The sequence below is a fragment of the Zeaxanthinibacter enoshimensis genome, from assembly GCF_004362865.1.
GTDB lineage: Bacteria > Bacteroidota > Bacteroidia > Flavobacteriales > Flavobacteriaceae > Zeaxanthinibacter > Zeaxanthinibacter enoshimensis.
In genome coordinates, this window is record NZ_SNYI01000001.1 from 988974 (window position 1) to 1009591 (window position 20618).

The 20618-nt window shown below is 46.7% G+C and carries 18 protein-coding genes; 6 read left to right on the forward strand and 12 right to left on the reverse strand.

All coding sequences use genetic code 11. From position 1 onward, the window contains the following. Positions 1–86: 86 nt before the first annotated feature. Positions 87–626, reverse strand: coding sequence for a helix-turn-helix domain-containing protein (locus tag CLV82_RS04330; protein ID WP_133643055.1), 540 nt, complete (start codon positions 624–626; stop codon positions 87–89). A 41-nt stretch (positions 627–667) separates the two neighbouring features. Beyond that, positions 668–1948 (reverse strand): alkaline phosphatase family protein, encoded by a 1281-nt coding sequence (locus CLV82_RS04335; RefSeq protein ID WP_133643056.1) that lies wholly within the window; start codon positions 1946–1948, stop codon positions 668–670. A gap of 248 nt (positions 1949–2196) precedes the next feature. Here CLV82_RS04335 and CLV82_RS04340 point away from each other — a divergent pair, with 248 nt between their 5' ends. Continuing rightward, positions 2197–3849 carry a tetratricopeptide repeat protein gene (locus CLV82_RS04340; RefSeq protein ID WP_133643057.1) on the forward strand — a complete coding sequence of 551 codons (1653 nt, stop codon included), beginning with the start codon at positions 2197–2199 and terminating at the stop codon, positions 3847–3849. Between the two features lie 27 nt (positions 3850–3876). On the opposite strand, the gene CLV82_RS04345 is transcribed toward CLV82_RS04340, so the two are convergent. The 4 genes from CLV82_RS04345 to amrB form a co-directional block, all read right to left on the reverse strand. Then, a complete protein-coding gene (locus CLV82_RS04345; RefSeq protein ID WP_133643058.1) occupies positions 3877–5157 on the reverse strand; it encodes an MFS transporter in 1281 nt (426 codons plus the stop codon). A 3-nt stretch (positions 5158–5160) separates the two neighbouring features. Then, positions 5161–8307 carry a VPS10 domain-containing protein gene (locus tag CLV82_RS04350; protein WP_133643059.1) on the reverse strand — a complete coding sequence of 1049 codons (3147 nt, stop codon included), beginning with the start codon at positions 8305–8307 and terminating at the stop codon, positions 5161–5163. A 231-nt stretch (positions 8308–8538) separates the two neighbouring features. Further along, a complete protein-coding gene (locus CLV82_RS04355) occupies positions 8539–9762 on the reverse strand; it encodes an MFS transporter (RefSeq protein WP_133643060.1) in 1224 nt (407 codons plus the stop codon). 19 nt (positions 9763–9781) lie between these two features. Beyond that, positions 9782–10846: an AmmeMemoRadiSam system protein B gene (amrB, locus tag CLV82_RS04360; RefSeq protein ID WP_133643061.1), complete on the reverse strand. Its 1065-nt coding sequence runs from the start codon at positions 10844–10846 to the stop codon at positions 9782–9784. Between the two features lie 243 nt (positions 10847–11089). Between amrB and CLV82_RS04365 the strand changes: the two genes are divergently transcribed. Both CLV82_RS04365 and CLV82_RS04370 read left to right on the forward strand, forming a co-directional pair. Further along, complete coding sequence (locus tag CLV82_RS04365; protein ID WP_133643062.1) at positions 11090–11599, forward strand: DUF4494 domain-containing protein; 510 nt, start codon at positions 11090–11092, stop codon at positions 11597–11599. A gap of 258 nt (positions 11600–11857) precedes the next feature. Next, on the forward strand, positions 11858–12616 hold the full coding sequence (locus CLV82_RS04370) for an oxygenase MpaB family protein (protein ID WP_133643063.1): 759 nt from the start codon (positions 11858–11860) through the stop codon (positions 12614–12616). Positions 12617–12669: 53 nt separating this feature from the next. On the opposite strand, the gene CLV82_RS04375 is transcribed toward CLV82_RS04370, so the two are convergent. Together CLV82_RS04375 and CLV82_RS04380 are read right to left on the reverse strand one after the other, a co-directional pair. After that, on the reverse strand, positions 12670–13323 hold the full coding sequence (locus tag CLV82_RS04375; protein ID WP_133643064.1) for a DsbA family oxidoreductase: 654 nt from the start codon (positions 13321–13323) through the stop codon (positions 12670–12672). A 109-nt stretch (positions 13324–13432) separates the two neighbouring features. Beyond that, entirely contained in the window at positions 13433–15430 is a 1998-nt protein-coding gene (locus tag CLV82_RS04380) for an amidohydrolase family protein (protein WP_166636667.1), read from the reverse strand. A gap of 320 nt (positions 15431–15750) precedes the next feature. Between CLV82_RS04380 and CLV82_RS04385 the strand changes: the two genes are divergently transcribed. Further along, positions 15751–16296 carry a hypothetical protein gene (locus CLV82_RS04385; protein WP_133643066.1) on the forward strand — a complete coding sequence of 182 codons (546 nt, stop codon included), beginning with the start codon at positions 15751–15753 and terminating at the stop codon, positions 16294–16296. A gap of 61 nt (positions 16297–16357) precedes the next feature. Further along, the gene (locus tag CLV82_RS04390; RefSeq protein WP_133643067.1) at positions 16358–17260 is read left to right on the forward strand and encodes a histone deacetylase family protein; all 903 of its coding nucleotides are present in this window, start codon (positions 16358–16360) and stop codon (positions 17258–17260) included. Between the two features lie 15 nt (positions 17261–17275). Here the strand turns inward: CLV82_RS04390 and CLV82_RS04395 are convergent, their stop codons facing one another. From CLV82_RS04395 to CLV82_RS04405, 3 genes are all read right to left on the reverse strand, one after another. Next, entirely contained in the window at positions 17276–17791 is a 516-nt protein-coding gene (locus tag CLV82_RS04395) for a hypothetical protein (RefSeq protein ID WP_133643068.1), read from the reverse strand. 4 nt (positions 17792–17795) lie between these two features. Then, positions 17796–18377, reverse strand: a complete 582-nt coding sequence (locus CLV82_RS04400) for a YdeI/OmpD-associated family protein (RefSeq protein ID WP_133643069.1) — start codon at positions 18375–18377, stop codon at positions 17796–17798. 85 nt (positions 18378–18462) lie between these two features. Next, complete coding sequence (locus CLV82_RS04405) at positions 18463–19200, reverse strand: hypothetical protein (RefSeq protein WP_133643070.1); 738 nt, start codon at positions 19198–19200, stop codon at positions 18463–18465. Positions 19201–19506: 306 nt separating this feature from the next. On the opposite strand from CLV82_RS04405, the gene CLV82_RS04410 reads away from it, so the two are divergent. Continuing rightward, on the forward strand, positions 19507–19674 hold the full coding sequence (locus tag CLV82_RS04410) for a lmo0937 family membrane protein (protein WP_133643071.1): 168 nt from the start codon (positions 19507–19509) through the stop codon (positions 19672–19674). 42 nt (positions 19675–19716) lie between these two features. Here CLV82_RS04410 and CLV82_RS04415 read toward each other — a convergent pair whose 3' ends face one another. Continuing rightward, entirely contained in the window at positions 19717–20616 is a 900-nt protein-coding gene (locus tag CLV82_RS04415; RefSeq protein WP_133643072.1) for a TolB family protein, read from the reverse strand. Positions 20617–20618 lie beyond the last annotated feature (2 nt).

The window sequence follows — 20618 nt, forward strand, 5'->3', positions numbered from 1 at the left end:
TTGATTTTTCCAACAAAGATTCTAAAATCACTCACTCGAAGGCATGATTTTCAGCCGTCAAATACCCGTCAAAAACCTGACAGGAACTAAAAGAGGCTGAAATTCAGACGGAAATAGAGTCGGCCTTTTCGGTCCAATGCAGCGGCATTTCCCAGGATGATGAAGATGTTACTCAGGGCCAGGAGCAGCATAACGGCAGGCATAAATACCCTGCCTAAAGAGAGCCATTTGCCAACAAAAGAGCTGAGAACGAAAACAAAAGCTGCAGCCAGACTCCATAGAATCTGCACGGTGATCAGTTGCTTGCTGACGGGGTTAAAATCCTTTTTAATGAGCAGGATAGTCAGGGGTAACAGGATATTTAGGGGAGGGATAAATGCTACCGGTAGGGAAGAAAGGTTGACGAGTTTCATCAATGGAATATTTACTGAAGGGGTCTCTTCAGGGCGGGGCAACAAGTCAGTCTCTTCTACCCCCAATGCTTTGGCTAAAGCTTTAAGGGTATGCCCTTTTGGGGGTGTGCCTGCCTCGATCCTTTGAATGGTACGGACGGATATCCCGGCATGCTGACTTAACTCTTCCTGCGTAAGGTTTCGTAATTCCCGGAATTTGATTAGTGATGACAATCTCGAAAATTTAAATGGCTTATAAATTTAGCATTAATCTTCTATTCCAGGACTTTTCCTGTGACGGACAGGTTTCCATCTATGTTGGCAGGAATCTCCAGTCCCAGGATCTTGCAGATCAGGGGGTAAAGGTGGATATTTTGTATTGAAGGAATACTGGAACCCTTCTTAAAGGCCGGGCCATTGGCATAGAGTATGCCGTGCATATCTTTTAGCTGGGGATCAAACCCATGTAATCCGAAGACCTTTTGCGAGGATTGCTTCCTCTTATCAATTGCTCGCTGGCTGCTGAAATAATACCAGGGATCCGGGATCAGTTGCAGCGGTCCCCAATCCTTATTTTCCGGTTCATATTCAAAGTAGGGCGTCTCTTCGGTGCGGTACACTTTAAAATCAGATTCCTTTTCTTTCAGAAGGTTATAGATATCACTCACTTTATTTTCTCCTTTAGGATGTATGCTGACTATAGCACCATTGCTGATCGCATGGTATTTACTGGTGTCCTGCACCATTTCTATAGGCAGCAGGTTTTCAACCGTAGCATTGTACATCCCGTGATCGGATACCAGGATCACATTAACAGGGAGTCCTGTATTCTCTATCCCACGGAACAAGGTTCCGAGGTCCTCATCCAGCTCCAGCAGGGCTTTACCGATCTTTTCATCGTCATCAGGCCCATAACGATGCCCGGCATCATCCATATCTGAAAAATACATAGTGATCAGGTGTGGTCTTTTTTTCTCGGGCAGTCTAAGCCACTCGAGAGCCTTTTGCACGCGCTCTTCATTAGTGATCTTACTATCGTAATTATAATAGTATGTCGGGTGTTTTCCCTGTATATCGGCTTCGGAACCGACGAAGAAAAAACTGGCCGTAACCATTCCCGCTTTATCTGCCTGCACCCAGATCGGAGTTCCCTTGTAATACGTACCGTCCTCAACCACTTCCCGGTTCCCTATGGAATACATCTCCTGCTTTTCATAATTGTAATAGATATTTCCAAGCAAGCCGTGTTTATCGGGGTACATGCCGGTAGCAATGGTGTAGTGATTCGGAAAGGTTTTAGAGGGGAAGGCCGGAATCAGTGAAGCTGCCTGGACACCATTTTCGATAAAGTCAAGCAGGTTGGGAGGGTCAAATCGATCGACATAATCCCAGCGGAAGCCATCAAGTGATACCAGTATCACGTATGGTTTTTCTATGACGGAAGCATGGTTGGTATTGACCGCGCTGCCTAAAGTTTTGCGGCTACAGGAAGCCAGTAGGACAAGGCTGACTATAAGAAACAGGACAAGGGCGTGATATTTTTTAAAAGGGCGCATGGGAATTAAATATTAAGAGATCCGAGCCATAGGTTTCAGTTCAGTAGCCGGAATTCTTTTTCGGGCGGGAAGTTAAACATTCTACCAATTATGATGGCTGTTCCGAAGGATGAAAATTGACCGGGAACCAGTATTTGAAATCAGTAATAACATGACATTCAGACCATTATTTTCGTGCTAAACTGTAACATTTTGCCAGAAATAACATCTTATACCATGTAGACACTATACTTTTAAACCATACCGTAATGAAACTTCTGACTTTCCTTTTCATTTTAGCTTTTTCATATCAAGTACAATCGCAGGCTACCCTGACGGCTCAACAATGGCAGGAAGATCTCAGCTTCCTGCAGGAAACAGTACACAAGGATTATGCATTTCTGTTTAAGAAAACCACCAAGGAAGAATTTGACCGCGCAGTAGCCTCGCTCCATAAGGCAATCCCGGAAATGCAGGATCACGAAGTGGTGGTCGGATTGGCAAAAATTATCGCTATGTTCAAATACGGGCATACTGATATCAGCTTCCGGCAGGAACCCTACGATTTCCGGAACTTTCCTTTTAACCTTTATCAATTCCAGGATGGGATGTATATCCAAGGCACCCATAAGGAACATTCGGGAGCCCTGGGTGCCAAAGTCGTCGCTGTGGCAGGAATGCCGATAGATAAAGCCCTGGAAGCTATTTACCCAGTGGTGCCGGCAGAAAATGAACAATATTTTAAAGCCTTTGGTATTAATTACCTGCGTTTCCCGGAAGTTCTGCATGCGACGGGGATAACCCCGGAATTATCTGAAACAGTTACCCTGACCCTGGAGAAGAACGGTAAGACGTTTACTCATGAATTCAGGGCCATGTCAAAGGGAGAACGCCCTCCTGTAAATTACAGTTTGATACAACAGGATGGGGATTGGCTGGAAGCCCGTGATCAATCTGTTACCCCGCATTACCTGGGACAGCTGGATAAGCACTATTATTATACGTACCTGCCTGAAGAAAAAACGGTCTACGTAAGGCAGAGCTCGGTCTTTCACGATCCTGAAGAGGATATCCCTTCCTTTTATCAGCGGGTGTTCGACTTTATTGATCAATACGAGGTTGATAAACTGGTGTTAGACGTACGCCTTAACGGGGGTGGAAACAATTTTAATAATAAGGAAGTGGTCACCGGGATCATTCGCTCTGAAAAGATCAACCAACCTGGGAAGTTTTTCGTGATCCTGGGCAGGCGCACTTTCTCGGCCTGCCAGAACCTGGTACTTGAACTGGACAATTATACCAATGCTATTTTCGTAGGGGAACCCACTTCAGAGAACGTGAATTTTTACGGTGACAATAACAAGGTAACTCTCCCAAATAGTGAGATTCCGGTCTTTTTGTCCTGGGCCTGGTGGCAGGATAAACCCCAGTGGCAGAATGCGCCATGGCTTGCTCCTCATATCGCGGTAGAAATGAGTTTCGAAGAGTACAGGACCAACCAGGATCCTGTCCTGGAAACTGCATTGAACTTTGATTCTGAAAACTTCATTACGGACCCTATGCAGTATATGACCGATCTATACAAAAGCGGGCAGCAAGAGAAATTAATGTCCGAAACCAAGCGGATGATGGCCGACCCTGCCTATAAATTTTTCGATTTTGAAGCCGAACTCAATAATACGGGCTACATGGTCTTGAATAGAGCAGATTACGGAGAAGCTATCGCAATTTTCGGCTTTGTGACCCAATTGTTCCCGGAATCAGCCAACGCCTGGGATAGCCTTGCAGAAGCGTACTGGAAATCAGGGGACAACGAGCAGGCGATTGCCCTGTATAATAAAGCGCTGTCCATGGATCCGGAAGGCCCTACCGGGAAGAATGCCCGCGAAAAATTAGCAGAGATCAGGCAGGGCACTCATTAAGCTGATGGCAGGGAAAACATATTAAACTTATTTTTCTTTGACGGCCTCTTCTTTTGTTGTTCGGTAAAGGCGGAAGTAATACCAGGCAGCGATCCCACCTATTAAGTAAAACAATGCCATCATCAGGAATACGTCCCGGTGCCCCTCCAGCCCGGGCGAATTATCCAGTAAATAACCCATGGCCGGCCCGGCAAAAATATCCGGGGTGTAGCCGATAAGGGAGATCATTCCCACGGCGGTACCTGTGAGTACCAGGGGAATCCGGCCTCTTTGCATGACGGCAAAATAGAGCGATCGGGCGGCATATACCCCTGCCGCTACGATCAGAATAGAAAGGAAAAACAGCCCCGAGACCGATGCCGTCACCAGGCCCGAGGCAAATAATATGGCGCCAAAAAAAGCAACTACAAAACTTATTAAGAGCCAGTAGGTAGTCTGGGTGCGATCTGCCAGCACCCCTATGATTACCCCGATAACCGGGCGGACAAACAATAAAAATGTGCCCACCTGGGCCGATTGAACCTGGTCGTATAACATCACGTCCTGGGCATATAGCGAGAAAACATCAGTGATCTTATAACCTACATATGCGCAGAGAATAATGACCATCAATAGCCAGACCGAGGGCAGGCGTAATACAGCACTTACCTGGGCGAGTTCGATCTTTTTAAGTACTATGGTCTCCTCAACCGTGGTATCCAGTTTCATAAAGATCCACACTAATAGGCCTACGATCACCACTATGCCGGAGCAAACCAGGATCACCTGCCTGAAAGCAGCCCTGCTTTCTGATATGTTTACTTCTGAAACTTCACCGGTGATGAACAGGGAAAAGATGAGTACACCCAGTGCCCCGAAGAGTGCACCCACAAGGCCACGACCGCCATCGAGGAAACCAAAGGCCTTCCCCTGGGAAGTAGTTCCTCCCCAGACCCGGGTGGCTTTGATCATAGGTGCCCAGAAAAGAAATATTGTCGTGAATCCCCAATACCCGTAAAGCAATTTCAGTACAGAGTAACTAGGGAAGGTAGCATACAACAGACCGCCCAGGGCTGTCATCCAGAGTGCTACCGCGATAAGTTTACGAGGGGGGTACTTGTCAGCTATCGGACCTCCGAAAAGATAGGAGACCAGGGCAACAATCCCGTATACAGAAAAACACAGGCCGAGTTGCAGGTTGTCTAATTCAAATACCTGCAGTACCGTGGGCCTGAAGACCCGGGCCAGTACGAAGGGCAGGATAAAGACCGATTCCCCGGCGAGAATTAATAACAGGAGGTAATACCAAGGAGCTTTTCTATCGTCCATAGGCTAGTCTTCCAAAATAATGGCCGGTAATCCCAGTGAGTTGTAAAGTGAATTATAGGCTGCCATTTCCGTTTTTACAATAGCCTCTTTCTCCTGTTCATATACTTTCCATTGAGACTGCAGGTCCTGCATTCTCTCCCGTGCACCCTGGGTAACTTTGGGTTCAGCGGCATCTACGTAGTCCCTTAAGTTCATGAATTCAGCATTAAGCCGGTTATTGAAGTTGATCACATCCTGGAATGTTTTCTGGGCAGGTTGAATAAGGTTCTCTTCCCAGGTGTTGATACGTTCTACCAGTTCCTTGCCTTTAGTCAACAGGGTATCTGCTTCTTCCCTGCCTTCCAATAGATCAGTATAGGTTTTCAGCTGGCTTTTCGCGGATCGCATCTGGTTGACAGCTTCATGCATATCTGATATCGTCTGCGCGATCTTGTCCAGCATTTCCTGTTGTTCCTTATAATCCTGGGCAGTGGCATCGATGTTAGGGTTAGGGAGTACATTCACTTCGGTCTCAGAAGTTTCAGATCCGAACGTCAACCGCAATTGATAGGTGCCGGGGGCCACCCGGGAGCCGTCGTAATTGCCGTAAACAAATACTTTATCCACTGCGGGGAGCGATTCTTTCCTGAAATCCCAGGTAAAGCGGTTATACCCTTTCTTCGCAGGTAATACTTCCGGTTTGGAAGGACCTCCCGGCCATGATTTAAAATCTTCCTGTTTCTTGCTGCTGTATGTCCTGATAACTTCCCCGTCCTGCAGCACTTCCAGGGTGAGCTCCGTACTGTCTGCCTTTTGCCCCAGGTAGTAATCTATGGTCACTCCCTGCCTGGGATTTTGTCCCAGTCCGGTCACGGGTTTATCCGTACTGCCCCCAAAAAGGAGATAGGTGTCTTTAGGTGGGACCAGCTCGATCGACTTGTTGGTAATAGGAGCATTCTGTATGGCCCCGACATCGTCCAGAATCCAGAAAGAGCGACCTGCTGTGGCTAAGACCAGGTCGTTGTCCTGGAAGGTCATATCATTGATGGGAACCACCGGGAGGTTCAGCTGGAAGGGCTGCCAATGGGCTCCGTCATTAAACGAGATATATAAGCCGGTCTCTGTACCCGCATAGAGCAGTCCCTTCCTTTCCGGGTCCTCGCGGACCACCCTTACGAAGGTATGGGGGTCACTGATCCCGTTTACGATCTTAGTCCAGGTCTGCCCGTAATCAGTGGTCTTAAAAATATAAGGTTGCAGGTCCATGAATTTGTAGCGCATTACGACAGCATAGGTCGTGGCCGGGTCATGAGGGGATACTTCTATGCTGTTCACAATACCTTCCTGCAGGCCCTGGGGAGTAGCATTCACCCAGTTCTCACCTCCATCGCGGGTCAGGTGTATCAGTCCGTCATCTGAACCGGCCCAGAGCACTCCTTCTTCATGCGGAGATTCTACCAGGTACATGATGGTATTATAATTCTCACCTCCTGCGGCTTCGTTGGTATAAGGTCCGCCGCCGGGGCCCTGTTTGCTTTCTTCATCCCGGGTAAGGTCGGGACTTACGACAGTCCAGCTCTGTCCTTCATCAGTGGATCTGAAAACCACGTTCCCGGCATGGTAGATGGTAGACCGGTTATGCGGAGAAGTTATTATAGGTGCATTCCAGTTATAACGGTACTTAAAATCGGCAGGTACATTTCCAAGAGCCAGTTCGGGATATTCCTTAATGGATTTCCCTTCCCGGGAAGCTTTGACCCATTTTTCGATGATACCCTGGTAACATCCGCCGTAGATGACGTCCGGCTTATCAGGGTCGAACGCCAGGTAGGCACTTTCACACCCTGCCACAGAATACCAGTCTTTCCAGTCGATTCCCCGCCCATTCGTGCGGCTGGCAATAGAAATGGCAGAATTGTCCTGCTGTCCGCCATAGACCCGGTAAGGCACCTGGTTATCGGTGATTACACGGTAGAATTGAGCAGTTGGCTGAATTTCCTGGGAACTCCAGCTTTCCCCCCCGTTATTCGAGATATTGGCTCCCCCGTCATTAGAGTTGATCATTTTGCTGTTGTCTTCCGGGTGGATCCAGAGATGGTGGTTATCCCCGTGCGGAGTCGGGAGATTGGAAAACGATTTCCCCCCGTCTATCGATTTCATGACGGGTGCATTGAGCACGTAAACCTTGTTTTCATCCTGGGGGTCGGCAAAGATCTCCATGTAGTACCAGGACCTGGCGATATTCACCCGGTCTTTATTTACCTGCATCCATTTCTTACCTGCATCATCAGAACGGTACACCCCGCCTTTTTCACCTTCTGCTTCGATCACCGCGTATACACGTTCCGGGTTTGCCCGGGATGCCGAGATTCCAGATTTTCCAAACTCTTTTGGCAGTCCGTCTTTCATCTTTTCCCAGCTGTCACCTCCATCGGTAGATTTAAACAAGCCGGACATGGCTCCCCCGGATTCCATGGTCCAGGGATACCGCCTGTGCTGCCACATTGCAGCATAAAGTATAAGCGGATTCTTCATATCCATAGACAGGGAAGAAGCGCCGGTTGTAGCATCCAGGTAAAGAACTTTCTCCCAGTTTTTTCCTCCATCTTCAGACCTGTATATACCGCGATCCTCGGATGATCCGTACTGGGCCCCCTGGGCAGCGACAAAAATGATGTCAGGGTCCGTGGGATGTATGATGACATCCGAGATATGCCTGGTATTATCCAGGCCAATATGTTTCCAGGTCTTGCCGGCATCGGTAGACTTATAGACACCGTCTCCCATGGAGGTCATCACCCCCCGGGCCGCATGTTCTCCCATCCCGGCAATAACGATGTTCGGGTTGCTTTCGGAAACCGCGATGGCACCTACCGTCCCTGTCTTCAGGAAACCGTCAGAAATATTTTTCCAGCTGATGCCGTCATCGGTGGTTTTCCAGATCCCGCTCCCGGTACCGCCCATATAATAGGTCATAGGCTGCCCTACTACTCCGCTTGAAGCCACACTGCGACCTCCCCGGAAAGGGCCGATATTCCGCCATTGCAAGCCATGGAAGAGGCTGTCATGGACTATAGGTGGGGGTGGGGTATTGCGCGACTTTCGTCTTTGGGCCTGAAGCGAGCAGGGAATTATCATTAATGCGATCAGAAGAAATTGGATGGTTTTCATGTACTGGTATCTATGATGTGGTCGGTTGATTAAGGAGTAACAAAGCAGAAATATAGAGATTATTTAGAACAATAAGTAGATTCTCCTTTGGATGAATTCCCGGAGAATTATTTATAATCCTTTCTGCAAGCTTGGTGCAGGGAAGAGGCGTAATTTAAGACCGGGGAGGGGAGGGACTTGTCCCCGGGAAATACCTTCCGTCTGATTTAGTGGTTCCAAAATTTACAGTCATCAGCCCTCTGATCCTTTATAATCCCTTGGCATTCGGAATTTGATTACTAGGGATGAGAGTACCGTAATGGCACCGATAGTGAAAATGGCAAAGGATATCCCGAAAAGGTCTGCTAGGATGCCCGATAGTATAGCTCCAATGGCATACCCCAGGTCTCTCCATAACCTAAAAACCCCTATACTTTCCGCCCTTTGACGTGGTGGGGTGGCAAAGGAAATGGCCGATAAAAAAGTGGGGTATACCAGGGCAGTTCCGAGGCCCAGCAAAGTGGCAATGACAGCCAGTTGGTAGAACCCGGTTAGGGTTGGGATCAGAAGAATGGCCAGCCCCTGCATAAGCATCCCCCAGAACAGCATCCCTTTCTTGGAATAGATGTCAGACATTTTCCCGGTAAACAATTGTCCTATCCCCCAAACCGCTGGGTAGATAGCGGCAATGATACCTATGTTCTGCTGGCTGAAGTCCAGGGAAAGCAACAGCATTGGGAGAAGCCCCCAGATCATTCCATCGTTCAGGTTATTCACTAAGCCGGCCTGGGTTATGGAACTTAAGGTCTTATCCCTGAAGGAGGTCTGAATGAAAACATTTTCGAGTTGCCGGGTCTCATTGGTCTTTTGTTCCATCCTGACAAATTGCCGTGTATCCCGAACAAAGAGCAGGGTTATGATTAATCCAAGGATAGAAATACCGATCCCAAGGTAAAAGGGATAGGGCGTTACACCGTATTCCTGCGCGATCATCCCTGTCAGGAAGGCTACAACGCCTACTGCGAAGTATCCTGCAAACTCGTTGATGCCCATGGCCAGTCCACGATCCTTTTCCCCGACCAGGTCGATCTTCATGACAACCGTACTGCTCCAGGTAAGCCCTTGGTTGATCCCCAGTAGAACATTGGCAAATACAACCCAGTTCCAGGATGGGGCATAGATGAGGATAAAAGGAATGGGAAGAGCGAATACCCAGCCAAGAAGGAGCAGGTTCCTCCGACCAAAGCGGTTCGCTAATTTCCCTGTGAAATAATTGGTGAGCGCTTTGGTCATTCCAAAGGCCACGATGAAAGACAGTATGGCCGTTTTAGAGGCTACCCCGAACTCTAACTCGGCGAATTCCGGGAAAAGAGTACGTTCCAGGCCGACCATTCCGCCTACAAAAGCATTTACGATTACCAGGATGGTAAACTGCAGCCAGTTATTCTTAAGCCCGAGCTTTACTTTCTGCTCCATTTGTTATACGGGTATTGTATTATTCATATTGAATTGCGGTATACGCCACCCAGTGCCTGTCTGTGGCAATAGCCGTAGTTTCCATCCCCAGGTCTTCCACCATGATTGCAGGGTGGTCGATACTGCTCTGGTACCCAAGGAATGTTCCCTTAAGATTTTGATCGTGCTGTACCTGGTTGAGCCGGTTGGCAAATGCAAGTCCGAAAGGCACCGAGTACCGGCCACACCAAACCCATTTGTATTCTTTGTAATCCTCTTCCTGTACAGTGTATTCCGTGAAAAGTTTAATTTTATCACTGCTGATCTCCCCGGTCAGGCATCGATCGATGATCTCCAGGTCTTTTTCACGGGCTGCAGCCGTCCCGGCGGAATCTGTGCCAAACGGGGCCATATCCGAGGTACTTCCCCATTCCTGGTCTCCATAGTGAACGGCATCATTGGAGATCACAATTGCGATGTCTTTCCCAAATTTCCAGTTCCTGTCTTCCATGACCTGGTTTACTGCTTCAGCCAGCTTACTGCTAATCGTCTCTATATCCTCGTAATTGATATAGGGAACAAGAATGGGAATGATATTCGTGTCGCGGTTCTTTCTCTGTATCCATGGCACTATCGCTTCCAGGGAATGTTCTATAAGCTGCATGCTGTCATGGACTATATAGTGTTCTGCGGGCAGCTTATCCATGATCTCCCTGTTCGCCGGGGATACCGCTATCTTCCCGTAAGGGGTTTCCCAGTGTGAATAATTACCGAACACGATCTTATCCTGCAGTCCAAAATTCCGTGCCCGGTGCGCAACCCCTATAAGTATAATGTTCGGAGCATTAACTCCGCGAAGCGCCTCGTGGTAAAGTGAACTGGCATAACTGTAGTCGTCATGCGGACTTATCACGGCTTTCCACTGCAAGTTATTTTCCTGTTCCGGAATGGCCATCCTGCTGTAGAGAGAATCCATCTGCCACGCCTGCCGGGCAAACCCGTGAGCTGTCTGCGATCTTACCAACTGTATTTCATTACGGTCTTTAGTCTCTCTACAACTTCCTAAAAGCAATAAGAGGGATAGTAGCGGTAGCCAGGCTTTCATATTTCGTCCGGGTTTATATGAATTAAAATTATCATGTTCTTATCGTCTGAGACGGGAAGGATTCAACACGGTTTCGAATTTAGGTAAATACTATTACCAACGGCTAAGATATGCTCGATATGTTAAAATTTGCATGGGAAACGCAGAGGATGAGCGGGATAGGAAATTGTGGATATTTCCTGCTCTTACCGGTCTTTCTCATGTACTTAAAAATCTATATTTGACACCCCAAAAACAAAAGATATGAGCGTAACTTGGTATGAGTGCAAGGTAAAGTACAGGAAGACCCACGAAACGGGAGAGCAGAAAATGACAACAGAGACCTACCTGTTGGATGCGATCTCCTATACAGAGGCTGAAGCAAGGATCAACGAGGAGATGGCGGCCTACACCAGTGAAGAATTTATGATCACTAATATCAAGGTCGCAAATTTCTCCGAGGTACATCCCTACGAGAATTCGGACCGCTGGTTCAAGTCTAAGGTTTCACTGATAGCCTATGATGAAGAAAGCGGCAAGGAAAAAAAATCCAATATCTACCTGTTGGTACAGGCTAACGATGTAAAGGAAGCCTATGACAATACCATTACCGCCATGAAGGGCACCATGGGTGATTACAGCGTTCCCTCGATCACGGAATCGCCCATCATGGATGTCTTCCCATACTTTACAGGAGAAGAGGAGCAGCTGGAACATTTTAAGGTTATTGAGAAAACAGAAGAGACTGTCAACGAGGAGGAAGAGGTAGCCTGAGATTGAATAAAATCCTTGACTTTTAATTATTCAGGGAAATATCCCGGATTTTATACAAGCGTCTGCGTGTTTCCTGCATTGCCTTCGGTTAACTTATAACCGGGGAGTGGAGGGTAGTATACCCCAGCTCTATATTCATCTGCCCAGGTATATTGTGTAGTTGTTGCCGGGTCGTCTTCTGGAAAACCTGTTATCCCAGTGCTGTATAGGGTTAAGAATATAATTCCTTTTTCATGTATTCATTAACTTAGTGTGATCATGAAAAACTTTGTTCAGGAAGATAGTATCGTCCGGGAGATCTGGGGTAAGAGTGACACCATCCTCTTCATCTTTGCAGGGGGTGCGGCCGAATTTGCCCTGAATAAAGCGGTAGACTGGCTCTATTACACCGGGAAGCTGCCATCCGATCCCATAGGAAGGTTGTTCTCAACCGTTAACTATGCAAAAAGGATTGTTTTTGCGCCTTCAGCAGAGGCGGAAAAGGCAATTGCCACTATGGCCACGATCCACATCAACCTGGAAAAGGCCCGGGGTTATGAGATCCCTGATTGGGCATACCGTGATGTGTTGTATATGCTTATCTATTATTCTATCGCATCCTATGAGCTGCTTGAAAGGAAGTTGTCACTTGCAGAAAAGGAAGAAGTGTACCGGGTTTTCTACCGGGTAGGAAAAGGAATGGGGCTGCAGGATCTTCCCGGGAATTACAAAGAATGGTTGCCGGAACGACAGGCTCATTTACAGCGCAACCTTATCCGATCAGAATTCACAGAGGATCTGTACCTGCAGTATAAAAGGCAGCTGGGCGTCTTGCGCTACCGATTACTGATCGAAGCCCAGATCCTGGTAGTTCCAGCAGAGGTAAAACAATTCCTGAAATTCAGGAAGATCTCGTTCCTTCTGCCGGCAGTACCGCTCTATAAACTGAGCAGGAAATTCCGGTTAGACGGGATTGCCAAAAACCTGTTACTGCCGTCCGAATATAAAAAGCAGATCGCAGGTCTGGATGTTAGGTAGAATAAAAGGTGGGTGAGAATTTCCTGGTGTACTCAAAAATATTTGGCAGGTTCTTACCCGGTCTTCTCTTCCAGCAATTCAGTCAGCACCTGTTTATAGACCTCTACCGGTTGTGCCCCGGTAAGGGCACTTTTACGGTCAAAAACCATCGTAGGTACCGATGAGACCCCCAGGCTCTGCCAGTAGTTCTCATTGGATGTAACCTGGTACCGGGCATCATCACTTTCTAACCTGGCCATGGCCTCCTGGCTGTTCAATCCAACTTCCTTGAGTGCCTGTTCCAGTACCTCCTTTTCAGAAACATCTTTCCGTTCACTGAAATAGGATTCGATCAGGCGCAAATTCAGTTCGGTCTGTTTTCCTTTTTCTTTAGCGTAATCCAGTAATATATGCGCATCCCTGGTGTTTACTATTTTCATTTCGTCCCAATAGTCAAACTTAAATCCAAGTTCTTCCCCGAATTGCGAGAGTCGATCCTGTGATTTCTTTTGATCCTCGGGCTCCGCACCGTATTTCTTATGCAGGTGCTCCTGTATATTTTCACCTTCAGGTGGCATATGAGGATTTAGTTCAAAGGGTTGCCATTCCAATTCGATCTTATCTTCAATACCAAGTTCAGAAATAGCCTTTTCCAATCGCTTGTATCCGACAATACACCACGGGCATACCACGTCCGAAACCACATCAACCTTAATTTTCTCTGCCATGATTCTTAAACTTTAAGTACTCTTTACAGAGATCAAATAAATGAAAATCTAAATCATCACTTACCTGTAAGCAATATATTTCTGTCGCGGATGACATAGGAGGAGCGATTTATTTTTGCCGCAGCAGGGGAATCTCCCCGGTATCACGAGTTTTCATACCCAGTGTCCCGTAAATGTCATCTGGATTGTAGATCAGTCCATTTTTGACGACCATCTTTACGCGCCGGATATCCCTAAAATTTTTGGTGGGATCCCCATCAACAAGGAACAGATCGGCAAGCTTTCCCTTTTCAATTGAACCTAATTTATGGCCCATCCCCATAACGGTGGCAGCATCTATGGTTGCAATCTTCAATACATCCCTTGGAGGAATTCCGGCATCTACATATACGGAAAGCTCTCCAATAAGTGCATCTCCGCCCCAGGCATCGCTGCCTGCCACCAATTGTACTCCTTGCTGATGCAGATATACGATTAGTTCTTTTAAACTTTGAATTGCTTTTTCCTTAGCTATACGTGCTAGGGGATTCTGGGGTTCGTAGAAGAAGAGCATATCCGGTGGCAAACTGTGGTGATATGTTCTGGCGATGTGCACCGGGTACCGGTCAATGACCTCGGAAAGAAAATAGGGCAGACCTGTTTCCAGAAGGAAGTAGGTGATAGAAGGGTCTACAGCTATATCCTTCTCTTTTAGGGTTGCGACCAACTGCTCGAGTTTTTCTTTGTCCTTTAGTACTTCAGTGAATACCTGGAACCATACCTCGTCAGTTTCGTAATCCGGGACCTCTTCTGATCTCGGGTACATTAAAGACCAGGCCAACCACCAGATATGCTGGATCTCCCGGTAACCGGCATGGATGGCTTCGTTCATGGTCATAGTTCGGGGCAAATGGCCGTTGATGTACATGTCATACTCCCGGCCTGCCTCAACTACGGCTTTTACCAGGTCAGGGGTCATTGAACCATATATCTTTACATGCCTTATGCCTTTTTCGGCATACTCCCGGATTATTTGGGAAGCTTCGGCGGGTGTACTAACACGCACTCCTATTGTGCCTTTGCCTGTAACATTTAGATTGTCGATATATAAAGAAGGTAACACCCTTGGCCCAATGAACTCATTATTGTCAAAATATTTTTTATTGACGAAAATCTCTGTCATATTACTCCCCATATCGCGTACGCTAGTGATCCCGCTGGCTAAATATAAAGGTGCCGAATTTCCATTGCGAAACATTATCTGGGGATCGAAGGGATAGAACAGATGACCGTGCATCTCCCATAAGCCCGGGATGGCCATTCTCCCTTCAGCATCAATTCGTTGAGTACTCTTTAAGCCGGTAAATTGCTGATCAGGTCCCACTGCCACAATAGTACTATCCCGGATAAGTATGGATGAAGATGGCATTATCTCACCGGTTTTTGGGTTAAATATGCGGGCATTGGAAATGAGAAGCTGCCGTTCCGGAACCCGGGTGATCTTTTGTGCGACCGAAATTTTATACGCCGTTTCAGTGTCCCTGAGTATTTGCTTCAATTCCGGGAATGACGATTCCCACCCTTTAAGTATACTCCAATGGTCTGCAAATGTCTTCCGGTTTTCATCCAGCCATACATATCTCGGTACCAGGTCATGGCCATGGATTGCATATAAAGTTGCGGTAATTTTTTCACTGGATTTGGTAAGCTGATGTTGTGCCACCCTCTCAATTCTTACTTTTCCGGCAGGAAGTAGCGGAATGACTGAATCATGTTGTTTAAGCAGAGCGCGGGCAAGGACCCCCATATCATGAGCCGGGTAAATGGCGGCATAAAATGATGGAGTAATTACTGGTAAATGTTTTCGTTCCTGCAGGGTGATTATGAAAGCCGAACTGTCTCCCTGCATCTCATATCGTTCCAGGTAATGGAAATTTTCCCGAAGTTTTCCACGGATATCCATATATGCCGGCAGGCCATTTTTATTCAGAACTAATTTTTCAGTACGTTCAAAAGAACCTTTAAAATCTGCCCAATAACCAACGGTATCTTCTGAGATCTCCCAGGTTTTCCATTCCCCCCAGGGAATCCCGTCAAAAATCTGGGTATAGCGCGTCGTGTCGGGCACCGCCTGTGATATTGCAAATACCGGTAAGTAAAGCAAGAATAATAACTGAAGCCTGTGCCGAAACCTGGTCTTGTGATTAGAAATATTCCCCATAGTGAGCTATATCAAGTTAGATACTGGGAGGAACTACGTAACCAAATATAGAAAATATTTTACGTATGTGTTTCGGATACAGATGATTGTGATCAGCGTTGTCTTCAGAACCAAAAATCTCTATTAATCTGAACCGTATTAATGTATGCTGTTGAAATTCAGGGAAAAAACCATATCTTGAATACAGAAAACCACTCAATTCAGTACTACTATCAAAATAACCAACCATGAATTTAAAAAGCCTCTTCCTGAAGATAGCTTTGGCTGTCATATTTTTAGTTTATAGTGAACATACATCTGCCCAGGTCACAGAGATCAGTGTGGTAGACAGCACTGCGGCGGCAGAACCTAAGTTGAAATTCGGCTGTGGATTCGGGCTTAGTTTTGTAGGGGGGACCAATATCAGCTTATCCCCCAACCTGATCTTTCTCCTCAGTGAGAAGGTTAACCTGGGCGCGGGCCTGCAGGGAAGTTATACCTCCATAAAGGATTTACAGAAGACCACCACTATTGGGGGAAATGTAATTCTCCAGTACTATCCCGCCAAAAGACTGATGACCTTAGTAGAGCTTACCCAGCTGAATGTTTCGACCACTACGGAAGAGATCACCGGGGATATCAAGGAGAGTTACTGGGATACAGCGTTCTTCCTCGGGGCGGGACTGAATATAACGGATAAGATCGCAGTGGGTGCCAAATTAAACCTTTTATACGATGAAGATGAGAGTGTCTATACCAGCCCTGTGATACCCTTTGTAAATATCACGTTCTGAATCCTGCCTGACATCCCGAAAGTTGCAGAGGTACCGGGGACAAGCCTTATCTTTGCAGGCAATGATCAGAATTGCCCACCATCCCATCTATGCGCACCCCCTTCCCGAGGGGCACCGGTTTCCTATGCTGAAGTACGACCTGCTTCCGGAGCAGTTGGTGAGACAGGGAACCTGCACAATGGAACAGTTCTTTTCTCCTGAAATTATCGAGGAGGAGCATGTGTTCAGGGCTCATAAGCCGGAATACTACCGGGATCTGGTTACGCAGCAGCTGGAGCCCAGGGCTGCGCGTAAGATCGGTTTTCCATTATCAGCAGCTCTTGTGAAACGGGAGCTTATGATCGCCCAGGGAACCCTTCAGGGATGCCTCTACGCCTTGAAGCATGGGATTGCTTTTAATATAGCAGGAGGTACCCACCACGCTTTTTCAGACCGGGGGGAAGCCTTTTGCCTGCTAAACGACCAGGCAATTGCCGCCCAATACCTGTTGCATTCCGGGAAAGCTGCACAAATACTTATCATAGACCTGGATGTGCACCAGGGAAACGGAACGGCCGAGATCTTCCGCGAAAATTCTTCCGTATTCACTTTTTCAGTACACGGCAAGTCTAACTATCCTTTCAGGAAAGAAGAAAGCGACCTCGATATTGCCCTTCCGGATAATACCGATGACGAGACCTACCTCAGTATAATCGGGGAGAAACTACCGGAGCTTTTTAACAGGCTGCAACCCGATTTTGTATTCTATCTCTGTGGAGTAGACGTATTGGCCGAGGACAAGTTGGGCAGGCTGGGGCTGAGCATGGAGGGAGCACGGAAAAGAGATGAACTGGTGTTATCGCTCTGCCATGCCAGGAAAGTCCCTGTTCAGTGCAGTATGGGAGGAGGTTATGCCCCGGATATCAGGACCATAGTCAATGCTCATGCGAATACGTACCAGGTAGCGAGAGATCTCTACGAGTAGGCTTTTTATTGCTGCTTACATGCCCTTTTTCCGCAATAACCGGATCCTTGAAGTAATAGAAGGGATATTCTCCTTCTCCAGCACGTTAATGACCTCATAAAAGCGTGATCTGTATTCAGGGGACAGCTGTTGCAGGTCGTAGAGTGATTGCATGGCATTGACCCGTACGATCCTGCTTTCCTTCTTATTTTCAGCCCATTGACGCAGTACCTTCCAGGTATCATCCAGCTCTTTAGTATTTAAGTCCACCCTGGGCACCAACAATGCAAGGTGCCATTTTAACTCGATGTCCTTCGCTTTATCCAGGAGCGTTAAGACTTCCTTTTTGTGGTCAGAGAGGTACCCGGGGTTTTCTATCGTAAGTTTCTCGATGGCGTCGGCAGTTCTGCCGGCCACCACCCGGTCCGGGTGAAAAAGGAAAGGAAATAACTGGTCAAAATCGTTCTGATCCTGAATCATGCCGACAACCTCATCGCTCCTGCCGATAGACCGTAGGTCTCCTCCGCCCAATATTTTGTCAAAACGTGTCATTTGATTATTTATCATTCCGACCCAGGCCCTGCATTATCCTGGACCGGCATTTATTGATCCTGGATTCCCGGGTCTTTGATTGTTTTGCCTCTGAGAAATACAGCAGGTAGCCCCGTTGCCGACCCGGGGTGAGAGCTTCAAACGCTTTCTTAAGTTCGATGTCTTTATCTAATTTCTTACGAAATTCATCCGGCATATCATATTGTTTGGTTTCCTTATAGGCTACCTGCAAACCGGCCTTTTCCACTTCGATCGCTTCGAAAAGATAAGACCTGATAACTGCCCGTTGTCCTTTAATATCGTTTACATCTGAAAACCGTAACTGCCTGGCCGACTGCACATTTTCTGTTTGTTGGACCAGGAGATCGTGTTTATTCTCTAACAGGACGCCCTTATGAAATAACAGGGCGCAATATTCCTTGAAGCCATGGATCAGGACGATATTTTTATCATTGTAAGTATAACAGGGCTTCCCCCATTTTAATTCCTCCTCCAGGCCGCAGTCAAGTGCTAGTTTTCTTAGTTCCCGGTATTCTTCCTGCCAGGGAGAATCTTTATCAAAAAAGAAATTAACTTTAGGGTTCATTCGGTCTCCTGTTTATGTGAAGATAAAAAACGCCTTATAAAATCAGAATGTGAGAATTCACAATTATTAGCTTCGGAAGCCCGACTCAGGACACTATGCCATAGATCCAAATGGCCAACTTCCTGTAGGGACTACTATCAAATAGGAGGATTTCCAGGACCTGTTCCACTATAACAAAAAGGCCTGCATATTTTAAGACGGGATGAAGTTTTCCATACTTGTAAAGTTCATATGCCCAGGCGATTATGATGAGGCTGTCGGCAAGTACGAGTGCGAACCAGATTTCCGGGTAGGGGATCTGTGGAAAGAAATGCCTGAACCTGAACCATGCCGGCCACAAAACCACGATGGTAGCGAGCAGCATATATCGTTTGTGATGTTCCGGTCTGTCCCTGTTATAGATGCCGGCCAAAACCAAACCCAGGAACAGCAGGCCCGAGGTGATAACACCCAGGAGAGTGGAATAGGAGGTAGGCCCCAGGCCCTGTGCTAGTTCTTTATGAACCTGGAACAGCCCGGCTGGCACCATGGTAATAGCTACCCCGAAGGCTATAATTATTCCGGCAACCCCAAGAATTTGATGTATTCTGAATTTGCCAAAGTGGATAAGGAAGGGCTGGATGACAAAAAGGAATATCCAGCTAAATGCAAAGAATCCATGAATATGAACTCCTGCCGGTGCCGAAAAAGTACCCTGGCCAACAGGGATAAAAAATGTTTTTGAAAATCCAATTAAAGCAGCGAGGAGACCAATGATAGCCATTACCAAAAAGAACGACGGCCTCTTCCTATATGCATTGCTGTAAAGGAGGGCTTTTTTCATTCCCAATTCATTGAAATCGGTATAGGAGATCGGGTGAGAGGTCCTCTCCGCCCCGTAACTATGCCGGCTGTTCTATATTAAATGTAGAAAATATTTTAATGCACGAGACAAGCTTTCAGGAATATAACTTTCTGTTCTTAATCTTCCATATCCGGTTGACTGCAGGCCGAACAATAGTCTTTTTTTATAGTATCAAGACTGGTTAGGAGTGATATTATCACTTCTATATGAGCTATAATATTTTGTAAAACAGGGCAATTACTGTTGTATATTTAATATTAATTTAAAAATATAACCTTACCGACTATGAGAAATTTACTTTGGTTAATCGCGGTGATCGCTATTGTAATTTGGCTATTGGGATTTTTAGGAATAGTTCCCGGGCTCGGGACAAGCAGCCTGATCCATGTCCTGCTGGTCATTGCAGTGATAGCAATATTATATAATATCATTAGTGGAAGACGACCTTTATAATAATTAAGTATACCGGGATGCTTATCCCGGTTTTCTCTTCTATTATCGCCAAACGGGACTTTCATTCCTGCCGTCTGTATCCGTCAGTTGAAATCTTTCCCGTGTCCTTGTATTGATCTTCCAGATATTATAATTTCCATCAGCACCCGCCGTATAAACTATCCATTTACCATCAGGCGACCAGTCCGGGGAATAGCATTCAATGGTGTCGTTCGTCAGGTTTTGAACATTCCTGCCATCAGGATCCATGATGTAAATATCCCACTGATCACCATTACTGCCATAGAAAGCTATTTTTTTACCATCCGGAGAAATATTGGCTCCGGAATCGTAACCATCCTTATAAGTAAGCCTCTTTATATTGTTGCCGTCCGCAGTCATGATATGGATCTCTCCATTACCTGCATGAGACGTATCAGCACTATCCCGTAATTGCCGTGTAAAAACAATGTGTTTCCCATCCGGGGACCAGGACGGACTCTCTTCATAATGCGCATTATTGGTTAGCGACCTAACTTCGGAACCATCAGTATTCATCACGTACATATTCCTGCTGCCTGTCTTGCGGTCACTTATAAATGCAATAGAGTTCCCGTCCGGAGAAACGGCGGGGAGTACATCGGCTGCCGGGTCCCGGGTAAGTCTTGCACTTGTGTTTGTGCTTAGATTCATTTTATAGATTTCCGCGTTACCTTCCCTTTTGGAATAGAAGTAAAGGGATTTGCGGTCTGCGGACAAGGAGGGACTGAAATCGAGCGAATCGTGTTGGGTCAGGTTCACCACGTTCTTGCCATCTGCATTCATCAGGTAAATTTCAGAATTACCATTTCTATCCGAAACGAATGCGATCTCATGTTCCTCACCCGGGGTATTCTTCTCCACTTCTTTATCCTTGCAGGAAACCAGGAGTAGGAATACCAGTGTTATCTTTAGAAAATCCATAT